Source organism: Aureimonas frigidaquae, assembly GCF_001463905.1.
Lineage (GTDB): Bacteria > Pseudomonadota > Alphaproteobacteria > Rhizobiales > Rhizobiaceae > Aureimonas > Aureimonas frigidaquae.
Genome location: NZ_BBWR01000002.1, coordinates 213655 through 231097, shown reverse-complemented (window position 1 = coordinate 231097; position 17443 = coordinate 213655). Strand labels below are relative to the sequence as shown.

The following is a 17443-nucleotide window of genomic DNA, read 5'->3' as shown; positions in this document are numbered from 1 at the left end:
GGATGGCGGGTCAGCCCAGCCGTTCCGCGTAGTGACAGGTGAGCGTCCGGCCCTGGACGAGGCGGGGTTCCGGCTTCTGGGTGGCGCAGGGCGCGGGCACGGCCGTCTGCCCGCCCTCCTGCGCGGCGATCTGCCGGGCAAGCGGGCACCGCGTGTGGAAGGTGCAGCCGGAAGGCATGTTGCGGGGGCTCGGTATCTGCCCCTCCAGTATGGTGATGGGCTTGTCGCGCTCGATGCGCGGATCGCTCGTCGCCACGACCGACAGGAGGCTCTTGGTGTAGGGATGGCGCGGCGCTGCGACGACGGCCGATACCGGCCCGCTTTCCACGAAGGCGCCGAGATACATGACGCCCACGCTGTCGGCCATGTGCGACACCAGCGCCAGATCGTGCGTGATGATCACGTAGGTCAGGCCGAGCTGTTCCTGCAGGTCCATCAGAAGGTTCACGACCTGCGCCTGGACCGAGACGTCCAGCGCGCTGACGGGTTCGTCCAGGACGAGGATCTCTGGCTCGACGATGATGGCCCGGGCAATGGCGACACGCTGGCGCTGCCCGCCCGACAGCTCGTTGGCGAAGCGGTCCAGATGTTGGGCATCGAGCCCCACCTGGCGCAGCGCGCGCATGATCCGGTCCTGCCGCTCCTGCCGGGACCGGCCGAGCCCGTGGACGATCAGCGCTTCCTCCAGGACGGCGCCGATGCGCATGCGCGGGTCGAGCGAGGCGCGGGGATCCTGCAGGACGAGCTGCACGCGCCGGCGCATGGCCCGCAGCCCGGCTTCGTCCACCGTGGACAGGCGCGTCCCGGCCAGCTCGACGTCACCCGCCGTCGGCCGCAGCAGACCCACCAGCATGCGCGCCAGCGTGCTCTTGCCCGAACCCGATTCCCCAACCACGGCAAAGCAGCGGCCCCGTTCCAGGTGGAAGCTGACGCCATCCACGGCGCGGAGCGGGTTTCCCTTGACGCGGCCGAGAAAGCGCGTCCGCTCGGCAAAGTGCATGCTCAAGCCATTCGCCGCCACGATGGGCGCAGAGGACCGGGCGGCGTCAGGATGCTGCATCGAACTCTTCCTCTGCAAAATGGCAGGCGCTGAGGCGGGCGAAGACGCGCCGGGCCGCCGGTGCGCTCTGTGCGCAGACGGACCGGCCGTTGCCGAGCCGGCACCGCGGGCGGAAGGCGCAGCCCTGCGGCAGCGCGCCGACGAAGGGCGGTTCGCCGGCAATGCTCGGCAGCCGGCTGCGCAGACCGCTGCCCGCCTCTGCCGGCGAGGAATCCTTCAAGGCGCGCGTATAGGGGTGTGCCGGGCGCGTGAGCACATCGGCGACACTGCCGAACTCCACCACTTCGCCCGCATACATGACCGCCACGTCGTCGGCATATCGGGCGACGAGGCCCAGATCGTGCGTCACCAGGATCAGCGTCATGTTGCGCCGGCGCTGGATGGTGCGCAGGAGCAGGAGAATCTGCTGCTGGATGGTGACATCGAGTGCACTGGTCGGCTCGTCCGCCAACAGGATGTCGGGATCCTGGGCGAGCGCCATGGCGATGACGATGCGCTGCTTCATGCCGCCGGAGAACTGGTGCGGATACATGGCCAGCCGGTTCTGCGCATCGCCAATTCCGACATCGCCGAGCAGCGCGGCAGCCTTGCTCCATGCATCCTTACGCGGCATGTCCGACCCTTCGCGGATCGCCTCGATGAGCTGCGCGCCGACAGTCATGACCGGGTTCAAAGCGCTCGCCGCATCCTGGAAGACGATGCCGATCCGGCGCCGCCGCAGCTCGCGGATCTGCGCCGGCGTGCAGCCCGTCACGTCGGTTCCGCCGACGCCGATGGTGCCGTCCGTCACCCTGGCCTGCGCCGGCAGGAGCGTGGCGACTGCGCGCAGGAAGGTGCTCTTGCCCGAACCGGATTCCCCGACAATGGCCGTCGTCACACCGCGCGCGGCGGTAAAGTCGACGCCGCGCAGCACCTCGATCGGATGAATGTCGGCGAAGAAGGCGACGCGTACGCCCCGCGCTTCCACAGGTGCCTCGTCGCGTCCGGCCGTGCGGTCACTTCCGGGCGCGCGGCGTACCGGCCGCACACCGAGGAAGGCCGAGAAGATGGACCCCGCCGGCGAATGACGGACCGAGGTGGGGTCGAAGATGTTGCGCAGCGCCTCGCCCAGGAGGTTGAAGCCGAGGGCGGCCAGCGCAAGGCACAGGCCCGGGAAGGTCGCCAGATGCGGATGGGAGCGCAGGTAGGAGCGGCTTTCGCCCAGCATCGTGCCCCATTCCGGTTCCGGCGGCTGGGTGCCGAGCCCCAGGAAGGACAGGCCGGATGCCGACAGGAGCGTGGTGGCGAAGAGAAGGCTCGCCAGGGTGAGCAGGATGCCGGAGATGTTGGGCAGGACATGCCGCAGAACGATCCGTGCCGGCGAACAGCCGAGCGAGCGGCTGCCTTCGATATAGGGCTCGGCCAGGATGCTGCTGGTGACGGCGCGGGCCGTCCGGGCGAAGACGGGGATGGAGACGACACCCACCGCGATGATGACGTTCTGCGTATTGGCGCCGAGCACCGCCACGATCGCCAGGGCGAAGACGATGTCGGGAAAGCTCATCATGATGTCCACCGCGCGCATGACCAGGAAATCCGCGCGGCCCGCCCGCAGGGCGGCGAACATGCCGATGGGCACGCCGATCAGGAAGGCGATGGCAACGCCCCCGATGCCGATGCCGAGCGAGGTCCGGGCGCCCGTCAGGATGCGGCTGAACACGTCCCGGCCGAGCTGGTCGGTGCCGAACCAGTGGGTGAGCGAAGGCGCCTGGAGCGTGGTGGCGAAGCTCTGCGCGTAAGGGTCGTACGGCGCCACGAAGGGGCCAACGATCGCCATGAGCATGAAGAGGGTGACAAGCGACAGGCCGATCAGGCCCTTGGGCTGGCGCAACAGGGCGCGCAGCACGCTGTTGCGCCGTGCGCGGGCCTTCGTTCCGGCCGGGCGCGCCTGCGCCTCGTCCAGCGGTGTGACGGCGGTCACGGTCATGGTCTTCATCCCCCGTCTCATGCGGTGCGCGCCCGTGGGTCGAGCCACTGGGTCAGGATGTCCGTGACCAGATTGATGACCACGAAGAAGAAGGCGAACATCAGGATCGCGTATTGGATCACCGGGTAGTCCGCGCGCGACACGGCATCGACGAGGAGACGGCCGACGCCCGGAATGCCGAAGACCGTTTCGGTGATGACCGAGCCACCCAGCATGGCGCCGAACTGCACGCCGGCCACCGATATGGCGGCGATCAAGGAGTTGCGCAGCGCATGCCGCAGGATCACCTGCATTTCGCTGAGGCCTTTGGAGCGGGCCGTATCGAGGTAGTCCTTGCCCATCACCTCCAGGAGGCTTGCGGTGACGAGACGGCTGAACATGGCGGCGGGCCGGGTGGCGACGGCCAGGATCGGCAGCACGAAATGGGCGGGTGTCGATGCACCGGCCGCCGGCAGCCAGCCGAGGCGAACCGCGAAAAGCCAGATGCAGAGAAGCCCCAGCCAGTAGATCGGCATGGAAATGCCCGCCAAAGTGAAGAGCGAGATGATCGTATCGACCCATCCGCCCTGCTTCAGCGCACTTGCCACACCCCCGATGGCGCCGAGCACCAGGCCGACGATCAGGCCGCCAATGGCGACGATGAGCGTATTGGGCAGGCGCTCCCCGATTTCGGTGGAGATCGGCCGCCCCGTCCGCAACGACACCGCCGTTTGCGGATTGACGATCCCCGTCAGGAAGTTCGCGTAACGGTCGAGCGCCGGCTCGTTCAATCCCATGCGGTCCCGGATGACCTCGACTTCCTCCGTCGTGGCCATCGGCCCGGCCTGGATGCGGGCCGGATCACCGGGGATGAGGTCGATGAACCAGAAGACCAGAAGGGAAACGATGAACAGGGTCGGGATGGATGCCAACAGGCGTTTGACGACGAACATGGCCGGCTCTCCGCTTCAGTTCGATACGGCCACCTTGTCGAAATGCATGGTCTCGTTGGGCTGGATCTCCAGCCCCGTGACACGATCGGCGATGCCGATGGCCTGGGTCTGGTACCAGAGGAACACGAAGGGCCGATCCTCCCAGATCTTGCGCTGGATCTGGCCGTAAATGTCCTTCTGTCTGGCGACGTCCGTCTCCGCACGTCCCTCCGCCAGCAGCGCATCGACTTCGGGGCTCGCATAGCCCGTCGTGTTGGCGCTGACGCCGGACTTGAAGAGGCGGTACAGCGTGTAGTCCATGCCCGCCGTTGCGCGGCCGAGCATCGCCATATTGTCCGTTCGCTCCGCCACGGGCTGGCTGACGATCTCCGTCCAGGTGCCGCGGTCCACGACCTGCGCCGCTGCGGTAACGCCGATGGCCTGGAACGAGCCCTGCAATGCCTGGCAGATCTGCGCGTCCTTGATGTAGCGGCCGTTCGGGCAGACCATGGTGATCGACAGCTCGCCCGGCGCGTAACCCGCTTCCTCGATCAGCGCCTTGGCGCGCTCCGGGTCGAAGGGAATGGGATCGAAGGTCACGCGCAACTCGTTCTGCGTGCCGGGTCCCGGCATCGTGACCGAGGGCGTCGCAAGGCCGCCGAGGATACCCTGGATCATCCCCTCGCGGTCCACCGCAAGGTTCAGCGCCTCGCGGACACGGGGGTCTCCCATCGGCCCTTTCATGACGATCTCCATATTGATGGAGAACATGCTCGGCGGTGTCATCACCTGCATGCCGTCCAGGCTCGATATGGTTTCGATGGATTCGGGTGGAACGCGCTCGGCCACGTCGACCTCTCCGGTTTCCAGGAGCGCCATGCGTGAGCCGTCCTCCGGCACCACGAGGAAGTCGATCGCCTCGAGCGTCGCCGGGAAATCACCGGAATAGGTCGGGTTCGGAACGAGGCGGTAACGCTCGCCACCCACGAAGCTGTCGACCATGTAGGGGCCGCTGCCGACCGGCTTCCGACTGTATTCGGCACCCATCTCGGCCAGGGCCTTGGTATCGATGATGGTGGCGTTGGTGGACGACAGGAGCAGCAGGACATGGCCGTTCGGCTCCGCCAGATGGAACACCACCGTCGTCGGATCCTCGGCACTGACCCGTTCGATCGAGGAATAGAGGCCGCGATAGATCGAGCCGACAGCCGGATCGAGAAGACGGTTGAAGGACGCTGCCACGGCTTCTGCATCCAGCGGGTTGCCGTTGGAGAATGTGCGCCCCTCCTTGATCTTCACGGTGAAGGTCCGCCCGTCTTCGGAGAAGGCGTGTTCGGTGGCGAGCTCGTTGACGACGTTGTTCTCGGCGTCCAGCCGGAACAGGCCTTCCAGAACATGCAGGTCGACCGTGTTGCCGGTCGGCAGATCGTTGAAATGCGGGTCGAAGGTTTCCGGATCGGCGCCGACGGCAACGGTCAGCGTGCCTGCGGGCGCGGGCACCTGTGCCATCGCGGTGGTGGAGATCAACGATGCGAGCATGCTGGCAAGGATGCTGTGCGTCAGTTTCGTCATGACATGATCTCCGCAACCGAGGGTCTGGTTTTCGACAAAGTTTCTCCGTTGGCCATCCGCCAGTCGGCGGGGCCTGGAAGCGCATCTCTTCTGTGGGTGATGGAAGCTTGTACGCCCTTAGCAATTGCGTCAAATTCATAATGTTCCGACTGCCATAACCTGAGGCTATGTATGAAGCTGACACATCGGCAGGTGGAGTTCTTCAAGGCGGTGATGGAGCAGGGCAGCATCACCGGGGCCGCCGTCAGCCTGCGCATCTCGCAACCGGCTGTCAGCAAGGCGCTGGGCGCGCTGGAGGCCGAGATCGGCCTTCCGCTCTTCCAGCGAACACAGAACGGCCTTGTGCCGACGGTCGAAGCCCGCGCCTTCTATACGGAGGTCGAGCGCAGCTTCAGCGGGCTGCGCTACCTGTCCGGCGTGGCGCGTGACCTGACAACCCTGAAGCACGGCCGCCTCGTGGTCGGGGTCATCCCGGCTTTGTCCAACCGGTGGTTGCCTCTGGTCGTCGCGCGCTTCATCGAGCGCTTCCCGGAGGCGAACATGACCTTCGAGGCTTTCTCATCCCCGCAGATGGCGCAGCTTGTCGGCCAGGGCCGGATCGACATGGGCCTGGCGCAAGCCTCGACCAACGACCCCGCCATCCAGCGGACGCCTATCGTCGATATCGAAGTGGGCGTCGTGCTGCCACGGGCCCATCCGCTTGCCGCGCAAAAGCTTATCCAGCCGCAGGACCTCGCCGGACAGACTTTTATTTCCCTGTCGCCGACCGATGTCATCACCCGGCAGCTCGACAGCGTGCTGGCTTCCAGCGGCGTGACGATTCAACGGCGGTTGCATGTCTCGCTCGGAAGCACGCTTTGCAACCTGGTGGGCGAGGGGGTCGGGATCGGTCTGGTCGATGCCGAAACCTATCACTACTGCCGCAGGCCCGGCCTCGTCTGCCGGCGCTTTGAACCGCGCATCTCCATGCCGATCTCTCTCCTGCGGTCGCAGCGACGGCCCCCATCACTGATGGAGCACGAGTTGATCGACCATATGCGGCGCATTCCGCCCATCGACACCATCGTCGCCGCCGCGGCCGACTGACGCCGCTTCACGCAGATAAATTTCTTAGGCGGCGAACATCCCGCCCCGTCATGCGTTGTGCAGTGCCAAAGACCGTTCGCATCCGATCCTCCGCCGCCTCTCGCGTCGGACCTTCCGCGGCGGCGCAGACAAGGTACGCGACGATATGAAGGTTGCAGTGATTACGGGCGCAAGCGCAGGCATCGGCCTTGCCATCGCCGAACGGTTCGTTAAGGCAGGCTGGGCAGTGGCGCTTCTGGCGCGGGATGCCGAGCGGCTGCGACAGGCCAGAGCCGGGCTGGAAGGCAAGGGCGGCACGGTCATCGACCTGCCGACCGATGTGGCAGAGGTCGAGCAGGTCGAAGCGGCGGCGCGGCAGGTGATCGACCGGTTCGGGCGCATCGACGCCTGGGTGAACAATGCCATGACGACGGTCGTCGCCCCGGCCGCCGAGATCACGCCGGAAGAATATCGGCAGGTCACGGCTTCCACCTATTTTTCGCAAGTCTACGGAACGCTCGCAGCGCTTCGCCAGATGCGCCGGCAGGGCCGGGGCCGGATCGTTCAGGTTTCGTCCGGGCTCGCCTTCCGGGCCGCGCCGCTTCAGGCAGCCTATTGCGCGGCCAAGGCGGCCGTGGGCGGCTTTACCGACAGTGTGCGCGCTGAGCTGATTGCGGAGCGCTCGCCCATCACCCTGTCGGTCGTCTACCTGCCGGGCGTCAACACGCCGCAGCCTGGCTGGGCCCGCAATCGCACCGGGCATGAGCAGGTCATTCCCGATCCCCTGTTCGATCCGCGCCTGTGCGCGGAGGCGGTCTATTCCGCCGTCCGGTCCCCCCAGCGTGAAATCTGGGTCGGACGCTCCACGATCATGATGGCACTCGGCCAACGCTTTGCGCCAGCCTTCGCCGACCGTCAGGCCGCCTCCATGATGGAGGCGCAGATGGGCGATCCCATGCCACCCCGGACGGGTAACCTGGCGGAGCCGGTGGCCGGCCCGGCCCGCATCGACGGGCCGCGCCGCGCGGATGTGGTCGGACTGCCGTCGGAGTTCGTGACGAGCCGTGGCGCCACGGCGTTCAAGCTGGCCGTGGCCGGCGGGCTGGTGGGAATGGGCGCGCTCATCGGCGGCGCCCTGTCCCGTTGCACCGCGCGGCGGTTCCGATGAACGCGGTCCTCGATCGCTTCTTCCCGGCGTCTCGCACGCCCGTGCCGGGCAAGCCCGGCGAGCGGATCGACGGCTACCTGGCGCTGGAGGATTACGGCGCGATCGGCGAGGGGCGTTCGGTCGCCCTGTCGGGCGCAGACGGCTCCATCGACTGGTGGTGCGTGCCCAATATGGATTCGCCGCCGCTCTTCGACCGTCTTCTGGACGGCGAGAATGGCGGCCGGTTCTCGATCAGCCCCGACGTGCCCTTCGAGGTGGAGCAGCACTACCGGGACGGAAGCAATGTGCTGGAGACGACGTTCCGGACCGCGGGCGGAACCGCGATCCTGACCGAATCCCTCAACAGTGGTACGGCCGGGCGGCTCCCCTGGGCGGAGCTCGGACGGCGGATCGAAGGCATTGACGGATCGGTCCGGTTCAACCTTCTGATGCGGCCGGGCCGGCGCGGGGATACGGTCAACCCGTATCATTCCACCATCGGCAAGCAGGTCGTCTTCAATGTCGGCAAGGTCGTCGGCCTGTTCCTGCATACGGATGGCCTTTCCTTCGACTGGTCCGACGAATGCATCAGCGGCGCCTTCACGGTGAGCGCCGGGGAACGGCGCGTCGTCGCCATCGTGGCCTGCAGCGACGGCCCGCTGGTCGTGCCGCCGATCGACGAGATCGACGCCCGGATCGACATATCGCATGATGAGTGGCGCGTCTGGGCGGAGCGCGTGACCCATGATGGCGCGCATCGCGATGCCTTCGTGCGCAGCGCGCTGGCGCTCAAGCTCCTGCTCTTCTCTCCCTCCGGCGCAATCGCCGCCGCACCGACGACCTCACTGCCCGAAAAGATCGGCGGGCCGAAGAATTACGACTACCGCTTCGCCTGGGTGCGCGATGCCGGTTACACGATCAAGGCTTTCCTGGCAGCCGGCGCGGAGGCCGAAGCCAAGGCCGCCTTTTCCTGGCTTCTCAACCAGCTCGAAGAGCACGGAACGCAGGTCTGCTACACGCTCGATGGCGGGCTCGTCACCGACATCCGGGAATGGGATATGCCGGGCTATCGCAGCTCGCGGCCCGTCGTGACAGGCAATGCGGCGACCAAGCAGAAGCAGCATGGCGTCTACGGCGATATCTTCGAGACGGCATCCCGCTTCGTGGAGCGCGGGAACATACTGGACGCGCGCAGCGCAGCTACCCTGTCGCGCCTGGCCGACGAATGCGCGGACCTGTGGCGCACACCCGATTCCGGCATATGGGAGCTGGAGGATATCCAGCATTACACCATGTCGAAGATCAGCTGCTGGCAGGCGCTCGCGCGGGCCGTGGAACTGGCCGATGACGGGCAGTTGCCGACGACGTGCCGGGAGCGCTGGCTGCGCGAGCGCGACCGCATTCAGGACTGGATCGAAACGAACTGCTGGTCCGAGTCTGTCGGCAGTTTCGTCATGTATCCGGGCTCGACGCGCATCGACGCATCGCTCGCTTTGGCGGTGCGCTTCGGCTTCGATGGCCGCGACCGGCTGCGCAAGACGCTCGAGGCGATCGACCGGGAGCTCGGCAGCGGCATCTTCCACTACCGCTATTCGGGCGCGGAAAAGGAAGAGGGCTGCTTCCTGGCCTGCTCCTACTGGGCTGCCGAAGCCTGGGCCATGCTGGGCGAGGGTGAGGCTGCCCGCAAACGGTTGAGCATGCTGGGCGAAAGCCTCGCTCGCGGGCCGGGGATCCTGCCGGAAATGGTCGATCCAAAAAGCGGGGCCTTCCTGGGCAACATGCCCCAGGGGCTCAGCCACCTGGCGCATATCATGGCCATGTCGACCGCCTATGGGCAGTCGCCCGATGATGAGGAAGGGCAGAGCGATGCGTGATCCGGCCGGCCGCATTTCCGCAAAACTCCAGGCCATTCTGGCACACCGTGCCAAGGCCGACGACCCGGCCTCTGCGCCCAAGGTTCTGTCGCCATCCCACCTCATGGCGTTGCGGGCCGTGCTCGCCCATATGGTGCCGCATTCCATAGCCGGGCTCGATCTGGCGCAGCGGATCGATGCCGACCTTGCCGCTGGTTCCGACAATGGGTGGCGGCTGGAGACGATGCCGGACGATGCGCGCGCCCATCGGGATGCGCTCACGAGCCTCGACGCCGCCGCCCGGGCCGGCGGCGCTTCGGGTTTTGCCGATCTGGTGGCGGACCGGCAGGCTGCCATGCTCGCGAAGGTGGCGGAGGGCGCCTTCGATGCACCCGCCGGTGCGCCGATGACGGCAGGGCAGTTGAGCGACTGGTTTACCGAGCTTCTGTCCGATGCTGTCCGGCTCTATGTGGCGCATCCCGCCACCATGTCGTCCATCGGCTACGAGGGACACGCAAACGGTGCCCATAGCGGCGCAGCCTTCGAGGGCTGGACGGACCGCGAGATCGAGGATGTCCGATGAATCTCGACGCCATGGCGCGCTACAACGAGGATGAAACCGTCGATGCCGTTGTGATCGGCACCGGCGCGGGCGGCGCGCCGCTCCTGTCGCGGCTGGCGAAGGCGGGCCTGCGGGTCGTCGCGCTGGAAGCCGGTGCCAACCGCCACCCGGAAACCGAATATGTCGCCGACGAGACAGCCTCGGGCAGTCTCTACTGGATGGACGAGCGGATCAGCGGCGGCGACACGCCGGAAGCCTTCGGCGCCAACAATAGCGGCATCGGCGTCGGAGGATCGACGCTCCATTGGGGCGCCTTCGTTCCGCGTGCCGATCCGCGTGATCTCCGCCTGAAGTCGGACAGCGGGCACGGGGTCGACTGGCCGCTCCGCTACAAGGAACTCGTCCCCTATTACGACGCCGTCGAGCGGTTCATCGGCGTGTCGGGCCCGGCCTCCTATCCCTGGGATCCGACCCGCGCTTACATTCATCCGCCCGTCGCGCGCAACACGCCGGCCCAGCTTATGGCGCAGGCCTGCGCGCGCTTCGGCATCACGCATGCCGATGCACCGGCGGCGCTGGTGTCGAGGCCCATGCAGCAGGACGGGCACGGAACGCGCCATGCCTGCGTCGGCTGCGGCTATTGCCACCAGGGCTGTCGCAACGGGTCCAAGGCGTCGATGGACGTGACCTTCCTGCCGCTGGCGGTCGAGGCCGGCGCGGAAATTCGCCCGGACTGCATGGTGCATGGGTTCGAAACGGACAGGCAGGGACGCATCAGCGCCGTCATCTACCGCAAGGAAGGGCGCGACCACCGGCAGAAATGCAGCGCCGTCTTCCTATGCGCGGGTGCCATCGAAACGCCGCGGCTCCTGCTGCACACCGGGATCGGCAATAAGAGCGGCCAGGTCGGCCGCAACTATACGGCCCATGTCGCCACGCAGGTCTGGGGCACTTTCGACCACGAGACACGGATGAACCGGGGCTATCCGTCATCTCTGATCACAGAGGACATGATCCGTCCGAAGGATGCCGACTTTGCCGGCGGCTACCTGGTTCAGAGCCTTGGCGTCGTGCTGCAGACCTTTGCCGACCAAGTGGCGCGCGGCCGCGGCTTATGGGGCCGCGAACTCGTGGATTACCTGCACGATTACAACCGGCTGGCCGGCATCGGCATCAACGGCGAATGCCTGCCCAGCGACAGCAATATCATGACCCTGTCGGACGAGGTGGACGGGTCAGGTATGGGCAAGCCGCTGATCCGCTTTTCCTACGGCGATAATGAGCGTGCGCTGAAAGCCCATGCCGTCGCTTTCATGCGCTCCCTGTGGGAAGAGGCCGGGGCGTCGGACATCTGGGTCATGGAACGCACCGCCCATACGATCGGCACATGCCGGATGGCCACGCATGCCGATGCCGGCGTGGTGGATCCGTTCGGACGGTCCTTCGACGTTCCCAATCTCTGGATCGCCGACAACTCGGTCTTTCCGAGCGCCCTGGCTGCCAATCCGGCCCTGACGATCATGGCGCTCAGCCTGCGGACGGCCGACAGTTTCCTGTCCGGCCGCCCGGCCTGACGGCATCAGGCGCCGAAGCGCGGTTCGGGGATACCCTTGACGCCCAGATCGTGGATCGCAAAGAGGCTGCCGCGCTGGGGGCCGTCACCGGGAAAGCGTGGCAGCGGCGGCTTGGCCATGGAGGTCACGAAAAGGATATCCAGGTTCGGACCGCCGAACATGACGCTGGTGATCTTCTTGACGGGCATGTCGATGATGCGGTCCACCGTGCCATCCGGCCGGTAGCGCACCAGGCGCCCATCATAGACGAGCGCGTTCCACAGGCAGCCTTCGGCATCCACGGTCGATCCGTCGGCCGCTCCGCCACGGGACGTATCGACCTTGGCGAAGACACGGCGGTTGGTCGCCGCGCCGGTTTCGATGTCGTAGTCATAGGCCCAGATTTCGCCTGTCCATGTATCGGCGAAATAGAAGGTGCGGTCATCCGGCGCAAAGCAGGGGCCGTTGGAACAGATGATCCCCGTATCCACCGTGTGAACGGTGAAATCGGGATCGAGCCGATAGAGCGCGCCGGACGGCCCTTCCTCCATCGTGTCCATGGACCCGGCAAGGAAGCGGCCGCGGCGGTCCACCTTGCCGTCATTGATGCGATTGGCGGGCTTGTCCGGCTCAGGATCGTGGATCAGCTCGCAATCGCCGCTGCGAAAGTCCAGCGCATGGAAGCCCTGTTGGAGCGATACGATGGCGCCCTGGCCATCCTTGCGCAGCGCCATGGAGCCGATCTTGCCGGGCACGTCCCAGGCGCGCACCTCCGCGCCGTCGACGGTGGTCCGGAAGACCCGTCCGTCGAAACTGTCGATGAAATAGAGCCGCTCCTGCTCGGCATCCCAGAGGGGGCCTTCGCCGAGCGTCGTCTTGACGTCCAGAAGAACTTCAATGCGCATGTCGTTTCGTCCTCTTGTCTTGGCGCCGGCGGCGCTGCGGGCTCTAGAAGGAGACCTTGTCGCCGCCCTTCAGTTGCAGGATGGCGCGGGCTTCGTCCGGCGTGGCGATGGCCAGACCCAGCCCCTCGATGATCTGGCGGACCATGCGGACCTGCTCGGCGCTGGAGGTCGCCAGCTTGCCCTTGCCCGCCCAGAGCGAGTCCTCCAGGCCCACGCGCACATTGCCGCCCATGGCCGCCGACTGGGCGGCAATCCGCAACTGGCTCGACCCCGCGCCCAGCACCGACCAGCGATAATCCGACCCGAACAGCCGGTCGGCCGTCCGCTTCATGTGCATCACGTCTTCCGGGTGTGTGCCTATGCCGCCCAGGAGACCGAAGACCGACTGCACGAAGAACGGCGCCCGCACGAGGCCGCGATCGGCGAAATGCGCCAGATTGTAGAGATGGGCGATGTCGTAGCACTCGAACTCGAAGCGCGTGCCATTGTCGTAGCACGTCTCAAGAATGTACTCGATGTCCTTAAAGGAGTTACGGAAAACCAGATCCCGCGTGGCTTCCAGATGCGGCTTTTCCCAGTCGAAGCGGAAGGTCTCGTAGCGCGGGGCCAGATGGTAGAGCCCGAAGTTGATGGACCCCATGTTAAGCGACGCCACTTCCGGCTTGAACGTTGCCGCCGGGCGCACCCGCTCCTCAACGCTCATATAGGGGCTGCCCCCGGTCGTGATGTTGATGACGGCGTTGGTGGCCGCTTTCACCCGCGGCAGGAAGCGCGCGAAGGCGTCCGGCGTCTGGTCCGGGCGCCCGTTTTCCGGGTTGCGGGCATGCAGGTGCAGGATGGCCGCGCCGGCTTCCGCCGCGCCGATGGCGTCGGTGGCGATCTCGTCGGCCGTAATGGGAAGATGCGGCGACATGGTCGGCGTATGTATGGCCCCGGTGACCGCGCAGGTGATGATGACCTTGCCGGAGGGAGCGGCGGTGGTCGGCTTGGCATCTGATGGCATGGATCTATCCTCGGTCTGTCGGTCAGGAGCCGAATTGCGTATCGGCGGTTTTCTTATGGGCGCGCAACGCCATCAGGCGGCGGTCGCGCCAGCGCTGGCGGTCCGTCAGCGCATGGCTGGGCAGTGCGGCGCGGCGCTCGGCCTCGATGCCCTCAGCCGTCGCGCGGGCCCAGTCCGGCGGCACGGCCATGGACTGCGCAAGCTGCGCATACATGGGGCCATAGCGCGCCACATAGTCGGCAATGCCGCCCGGGGCGTTCAGATCGATGGTCTCGAACGGGCCGATGAAGCTCCAGCGCAGGGCAAGCCCGTCGGCAATGCCGCGGTCCACATCGGCCGCGCTGGCATAGCCGCCTTCGACCAGCCGGAAGGCTTCGTCGAGCAGCGCGCCCTGCAGGCGGTTCATGATGAAGCCGTCGATCTCCTTCTCCATGACCAGGGGCACCTGGCCAATGGATCGCAGCACATCGGCCGCGCGCTCCATCACGCGCGGGTCCGTCCACGGTGCCGGGACCAGCTCGACCGCCGGTACGAGATAGGGCGGGTTGATGGGATGGGCGACGACGCAACGGTCCTTGCCCTGCAATTGGGGGAATATCGCCGAGGGCAGAAGCGCCGAGGATGAGGTCGCCAGGATCGCATCCGGCGGCGCCAGCCGATCCAGCTCCGCGAAGGTGGCGCGTTTGATGTCGATCTTCTCCGGCCCGCACTCCTGGACCCAGTGCACGCCCGCCACGGCATCGGCCAGGCTGTCGCAGCCGACGATATCGTCCAGCACCGCCGCCGTACTGCGCCCGGACAGAAGGTCGCTTGTCGCCAGATCGTCGACGACGGAGGCGATATAGGAGAGGGCATTCGGCACGGCGGCCGGATCGGGGTCATACAGCCGGACGGAGCATCCGGCCCGCGCGAAGGTGATGGCCCAGGCGCGGCCGATCAGCCCCGCTCCGACAATGGCGACGCGCTCCATCACAGCGTCTCCACATTGCCATCGACGTTGAAGGACATGGCGGACAGATTCCGCCCTGCATCGGATAGAAGGAAGGCGATCGAGCCGGCAATATCCTGCGGCGTCACCATGCGGCGGAGCGAGACCGTCTCCAGATAGCGGGTCTTCATCGCGTCGAAGGATATGCCGACCTTTTCGGCGCGGTCGCGGATGACGCCGTCCATGCGCGGCCCTTCGACGATGCCCGGCAGGATGGCGTTGACGCGGATATTGTGCGGGCCAAGCTCCTTGGCGAGCGATTGGGTCAAGCCGATCACGCCCCATTTGGCCGCCGCATACGGGGTGCGGAAAGCATAGCCGTGCCGCCCGGCAGAGGACGACATGTTGACGATGGCGCCGCCACCCGCCGCCTTGATGGCCGGTACGGCGAGCCGCGCGCAGAGGAACTGCCCGGTCAGGCCGATATCCAGGCACCGGCGCCAGTCGGCGGGCGCGATGTCCTCGATGCCGCCCGTGGGCCCGGCGATGCCGGCATTGTTGATCAGCGCGTCGAGCCCGCCCAGCACGCTCAAGGCGGTGTCGAAGAGCCGCTGCACATCGCCTTCATCGGACACATCCGCCCGGATGCAGGTGACGCCCGGCAGCTCGGCCGCAATGCGGTCGAGCGCATCCTGCGCAACGTCGCACAGGACGACGCGGCACCCCTGATCGTGCAACAGGCGCACCGCGGCCTCGCCGATGCCGCCCGCACCGGCGGTGACGATGACACGCTGGCCTTGAAGGCCGCTTACGAAACTTGTCGCCATGAGCGTCAGGTCCTTTTTTCCTTGAGGGCGATCACCGCGGCCAGGACGACGCATCCGAAGAAGATGGCGCGGAAAGCATAGGGCAGGGTCGTACCGGCCAGGAGCGTTTGCAGTGCGGTGAGCAGGAGTGCGCCACCGACCATGCCGAGGAAGTGGCCCCGGCCGCCGGTGATCAATGCGCCGCCCACCACCACGATGGCGATGGAGGGCAGAAGGTAATCATCGCCCATGCCAAGGCTCGCCTGTCCCGAGAAACCGGTCAGGAGCATGCCGACCAGCGCGGCGCACAAGGCCGACAGGACATAGACGCCGACGACGATCCGACCGGTCCGCACGCCGGACAGGCGTGCCGCTTCCAGGCTGTTGCCGACTGCATAGACCCGGCGGCCGAACGTCGTGCGGCCGAGGATGAGCGTCCCGGCGACGAGGAAGACGGCAAGGAGGATAAGCACCGGTGTGATGGGGCCGATATGGCCCGTCATGAGCCAGCGAAGGGCGGGCGAGGCAAAGCCCGACGGCGTCCCGCCGGAATAGATGAGGGCGATCCCCTGCAATATGCCATTGGCCGCCAGCGTTACCACGATGGGCGACAGGCCCAGCGCCACGACCCCGAGCCCGTTCAGAAGCCCGATCAGGGCCGCGATGCCGAACACGAAGGGCACGGCATAGAACATGGCGGCGTCGGAGCCCTGCACCGTGCCGGCCAGGAGAATGCCGGACAGGCCGATCATCCAGGGCACGGACAGGTCCAGCCCGCCCGTCAGGATGACGCTGCCCTGGCCCAGCGCCAGGATGACCAGGAAGGTGGACAGGACGAGAAGCGAGTTCCAGAAGCTCCAGCTCGTCAGCGTGTTGCCGAGGATGAACTGCGTGGCCAGAAGAACGAGGACAAGGCACAGATAGGCCGGCAGCGCGAAGCGCAGCGTGGTCGCGTTCGCCCTCAGGAAGGCCGGGGGTGCGATCCGGTCCGTTGTCGGACGCTCGCGCCCCTGCTGCGCCACGAAGGGCAGGTGCCGGTCGGCGGATGGGCGCTGGGTGACATGGGTGCCGGAGCGCCGGGCCGCCAGAACGCCCCGAAGGCGCGCGAGTTGCGCGTTAAGGACCGAGCCGCGGCCGAACGAACCGACCAGCACGGCCGCCAGGAGCACGCCGCCTTCCGCGATGGTCGCGTAATAGGCCGATACGTTGAGCGCGAGCAGGATGTTGACCACGATCATCAGGACGAAGGCGCCGAAGATCGTGCCCGTCAGCCCGCCCTTGCCACCGCCGAGCCGCGTGCCGCCGATGACGACGGCTGCGAACATGGACAGGAGCAGAGAATTGCCCACCAGCGGATCGCCCGAACCCGTCTGCGCGCTGACGAACACACCGGACAGACCGTAGAAGCCACCGGCCAGGACATAGGCGCCGAAGCGCACGAGCGGCACGCGCACGCCGGTTGCGGCGGCAGCCGCCGGATCGCTGCCCACCGCATAGAGGGCGACGCCGAAGCCGGTGCGCCGCAGCCACAGCCAGAACAGTGCGGCGCACCCCAGGAGCACGAGCGAGGCCGGCAGGAGTTCCGGCACGGCATCGCCCATATAGAGGTTGCCCAGCGAGGGCGAGATGAAGCCACCGGGCTGCGGCAGGACGAGCAGTGTGACGCCCTGCACGATGAACATGCTCGACAGCGTGACGACGATGGGCTGCAACCGCAGGAAGGCGACGAAGACACCGTTGAAGGCGCCCACGAGCATACCCGTGCCGATGCCGGCCAGCGTCCACACAATTACGGAGGCCTCCATGTCGGCCGGGTCCATGTTGGCGGCCAGGACGGCGTTCACCAGGGAAATGACGGCGCCTGCCGACAGGTCGAAGCCGCCGGACAGGACCACCAATGTCTGGCCCATGGCCGCCAGCGCCAGGGGCGTGCCGCCGCTCGCCTGGAAGGAAATGTCGAAATAGGTCATCGGCCCGGGGCTGATCCAGTCGACCAGCGCGAAGAGCGCGGCAAAGACCAGGAGCGCAACCAGCGGCCCCCGATTGCGGGCGAGCCAGCGCATCGGCGCAGCGGGGCGGGCGCTTGCCCTTTGCGCGCTCGTACCTGCCAGA

At 66.8% G+C, this 17443-nt stretch carries 14 protein-coding genes; 5 read left to right on the top strand and 9 right to left on the bottom strand.

Translation table 11 applies throughout. The features are described 5' to 3' along the window. Positions 1 to 10: 10 nt before the first annotated feature. The 4 genes from AUL30_RS01130 to AUL30_RS01115 are packed head-to-tail and all read right to left on the bottom strand — an operon-like array spanning position 11 to position 5509. Entirely contained in the window at positions 11 to 1060 is a 1050-nt protein-coding gene (locus AUL30_RS01130; protein ID WP_062225945.1) for an ABC transporter ATP-binding protein, read from the bottom strand. Continuing rightward, complete coding sequence (locus tag AUL30_RS01125) at positions 1047 to 3026, bottom strand: dipeptide/oligopeptide/nickel ABC transporter permease/ATP-binding protein (protein ID WP_192842985.1); 1980 nt, start codon at positions 3024 to 3026, stop codon at positions 1047 to 1049. Before AUL30_RS01125 ends, AUL30_RS01130 begins: the two co-directional genes overlap by 14 nt. 17 nt (positions 3027 to 3043) lie before the next feature. Further along, positions 3044 to 3958 carry an ABC transporter permease gene (locus tag AUL30_RS01120; protein WP_062225940.1) on the bottom strand — a complete coding sequence of 305 codons (915 nt, stop codon included), beginning with the start codon at positions 3956 to 3958 and terminating at the stop codon, positions 3044 to 3046. A 15-nt stretch (positions 3959 to 3973) separates the two neighbouring features. Beyond that, positions 3974 to 5509, bottom strand: coding sequence for an ABC transporter substrate-binding protein (locus AUL30_RS01115; RefSeq protein WP_062225938.1), 1536 nt, complete (start codon positions 5507 to 5509; stop codon positions 3974 to 3976). A gap of 171 nt (positions 5510 to 5680) precedes the next feature. Here AUL30_RS01115 and AUL30_RS01110 point away from each other — a divergent pair, with 171 nt between their 5' ends. The 5 genes from AUL30_RS01110 to AUL30_RS01090 all read left to right on the top strand — a co-directional run bounded on the left by AUL30_RS01110 (position 5681) and on the right by AUL30_RS01090 (position 11710). Continuing rightward, positions 5681 to 6595 (top strand): LysR substrate-binding domain-containing protein, encoded by a 915-nt coding sequence (locus tag AUL30_RS01110; protein WP_062225935.1) that lies wholly within the window; start codon positions 5681 to 5683, stop codon positions 6593 to 6595. 145 nt (positions 6596 to 6740) lie between these two features. Further along, on the top strand, positions 6741 to 7742 hold the full coding sequence (locus AUL30_RS01105; protein ID WP_062226489.1) for an SDR family oxidoreductase: 1002 nt from the start codon (positions 6741 to 6743) through the stop codon (positions 7740 to 7742). Next, positions 7739 to 9595, top strand: a complete 1857-nt coding sequence (locus AUL30_RS01100) for a glycoside hydrolase family 15 protein (RefSeq protein ID WP_083507646.1) — start codon at positions 7739 to 7741, stop codon at positions 9593 to 9595. The genes AUL30_RS01105 and AUL30_RS01100 overlap by 4 nt, the downstream gene beginning before the upstream one ends. After that, positions 9588 to 10157, top strand: coding sequence for a gluconate 2-dehydrogenase subunit 3 family protein (locus AUL30_RS01095; protein WP_062225933.1), 570 nt, complete (start codon positions 9588 to 9590; stop codon positions 10155 to 10157). Before AUL30_RS01100 ends, AUL30_RS01095 begins: the two co-directional genes overlap by 8 nt. Beyond that, complete coding sequence (locus AUL30_RS01090) at positions 10154 to 11710, top strand: GMC family oxidoreductase (protein WP_062225931.1); 1557 nt, start codon at positions 10154 to 10156, stop codon at positions 11708 to 11710. Before AUL30_RS01095 ends, AUL30_RS01090 begins: the two co-directional genes overlap by 4 nt. Positions 11711 to 11715: 5 nt before the next feature. Here AUL30_RS01090 and AUL30_RS01085 read toward each other — a convergent pair whose 3' ends face one another. From AUL30_RS01085 to AUL30_RS01065, 5 genes are read right to left on the bottom strand one after another with little or no spacing between them, the layout of a single operon-like run. Next, positions 11716 to 12594, bottom strand: a complete 879-nt coding sequence (locus tag AUL30_RS01085) for an SMP-30/gluconolactonase/LRE family protein (protein WP_062225929.1) — start codon at positions 12592 to 12594, stop codon at positions 11716 to 11718. A gap of 43 nt (positions 12595 to 12637) precedes the next feature. After that, positions 12638 to 13597 carry a BKACE family enzyme gene (locus AUL30_RS01080; RefSeq protein ID WP_062225927.1) on the bottom strand — a complete coding sequence of 320 codons (960 nt, stop codon included), beginning with the start codon at positions 13595 to 13597 and terminating at the stop codon, positions 12638 to 12640. Positions 13598 to 13619: 22 nt separating this feature from the next. Beyond that, complete coding sequence (locus AUL30_RS01075; protein ID WP_062225925.1) at positions 13620 to 14567, bottom strand: 3-hydroxyacyl-CoA dehydrogenase; 948 nt, start codon at positions 14565 to 14567, stop codon at positions 13620 to 13622. Beyond that, entirely contained in the window at positions 14567 to 15352 is a 786-nt protein-coding gene (locus AUL30_RS01070) for an SDR family oxidoreductase (protein WP_062225923.1), read from the bottom strand. The genes AUL30_RS01075 and AUL30_RS01070 overlap by 1 nt, the downstream gene beginning before the upstream one ends. A gap of 5 nt (positions 15353 to 15357) precedes the next feature. Continuing rightward, the gene (locus AUL30_RS01065) at positions 15358 to 17394 is read right to left on the bottom strand and encodes an ABC transporter permease (RefSeq protein WP_244490698.1); all 2037 of its coding nucleotides are present in this window, start codon (positions 17392 to 17394) and stop codon (positions 15358 to 15360) included. Positions 17395 to 17443: the final 49 nt, after the last annotated feature.

Excerpts from the sequence above, each read along its gene's own strand:
- AUL30_RS01130 (WP_062225945.1), bottom strand. The coding sequence starts at position 1,060 with ATGCAGCATCCTGACGCCGCCCGGTCCTCTGCGCCCATCGTGGCGGCG.
- AUL30_RS01125 (WP_192842985.1), bottom strand. The coding sequence starts at position 3,026 with ATGACCGTGACCGCCGTCACACCGCTGGACGAGGCGCAGGCGCGCCCG.
- AUL30_RS01120 (WP_062225940.1), bottom strand. The coding sequence starts at position 3,958 with ATGTTCGTCGTCAAACGCCTGTTGGCATCCATCCCGACCCTGTTCATC.
- AUL30_RS01115 (WP_062225938.1), bottom strand. The coding sequence starts at position 5,509 with ATGACGAAACTGACGCACAGCATCCTTGCCAGCATGCTCGCATCGTTG.
- AUL30_RS01110 (WP_062225935.1), top strand. The coding sequence starts at position 5,681 with ATGAAGCTGACACATCGGCAGGTGGAGTTCTTCAAGGCGGTGATGGAG.
- AUL30_RS01105 (WP_062226489.1), top strand. The coding sequence starts at position 6,741 with ATGAAGGTTGCAGTGATTACGGGCGCAAGCGCAGGCATCGGCCTTGCC.
- AUL30_RS01100 (WP_083507646.1), top strand. The coding sequence starts at position 7,739 with ATGAACGCGGTCCTCGATCGCTTCTTCCCGGCGTCTCGCACGCCCGTG.
- AUL30_RS01095 (WP_062225933.1), top strand. The coding sequence starts at position 9,588 with ATGCGTGATCCGGCCGGCCGCATTTCCGCAAAACTCCAGGCCATTCTG.
- AUL30_RS01090 (WP_062225931.1), top strand. The coding sequence starts at position 10,154 with ATGAATCTCGACGCCATGGCGCGCTACAACGAGGATGAAACCGTCGAT.
- AUL30_RS01085 (WP_062225929.1), bottom strand. The coding sequence starts at position 12,594 with ATGCGCATTGAAGTTCTTCTGGACGTCAAGACGACGCTCGGCGAAGGC.
- AUL30_RS01080 (WP_062225927.1), bottom strand. The coding sequence starts at position 13,597 with ATGCCATCAGATGCCAAGCCGACCACCGCCGCTCCCTCCGGCAAGGTC.
- AUL30_RS01075 (WP_062225925.1), bottom strand. The coding sequence starts at position 14,567 with ATGGAGCGCGTCGCCATTGTCGGAGCGGGGCTGATCGGCCGCGCCTGG.
- AUL30_RS01070 (WP_062225923.1), bottom strand. The coding sequence starts at position 15,352 with ATGGCGACAAGTTTCGTAAGCGGCCTTCAAGGCCAGCGTGTCATCGTC.
- AUL30_RS01065 (WP_244490698.1), bottom strand. The coding sequence starts at position 17,394 with ATGCGCTGGCTCGCCCGCAATCGGGGGCCGCTGGTTGCGCTCCTGGTC.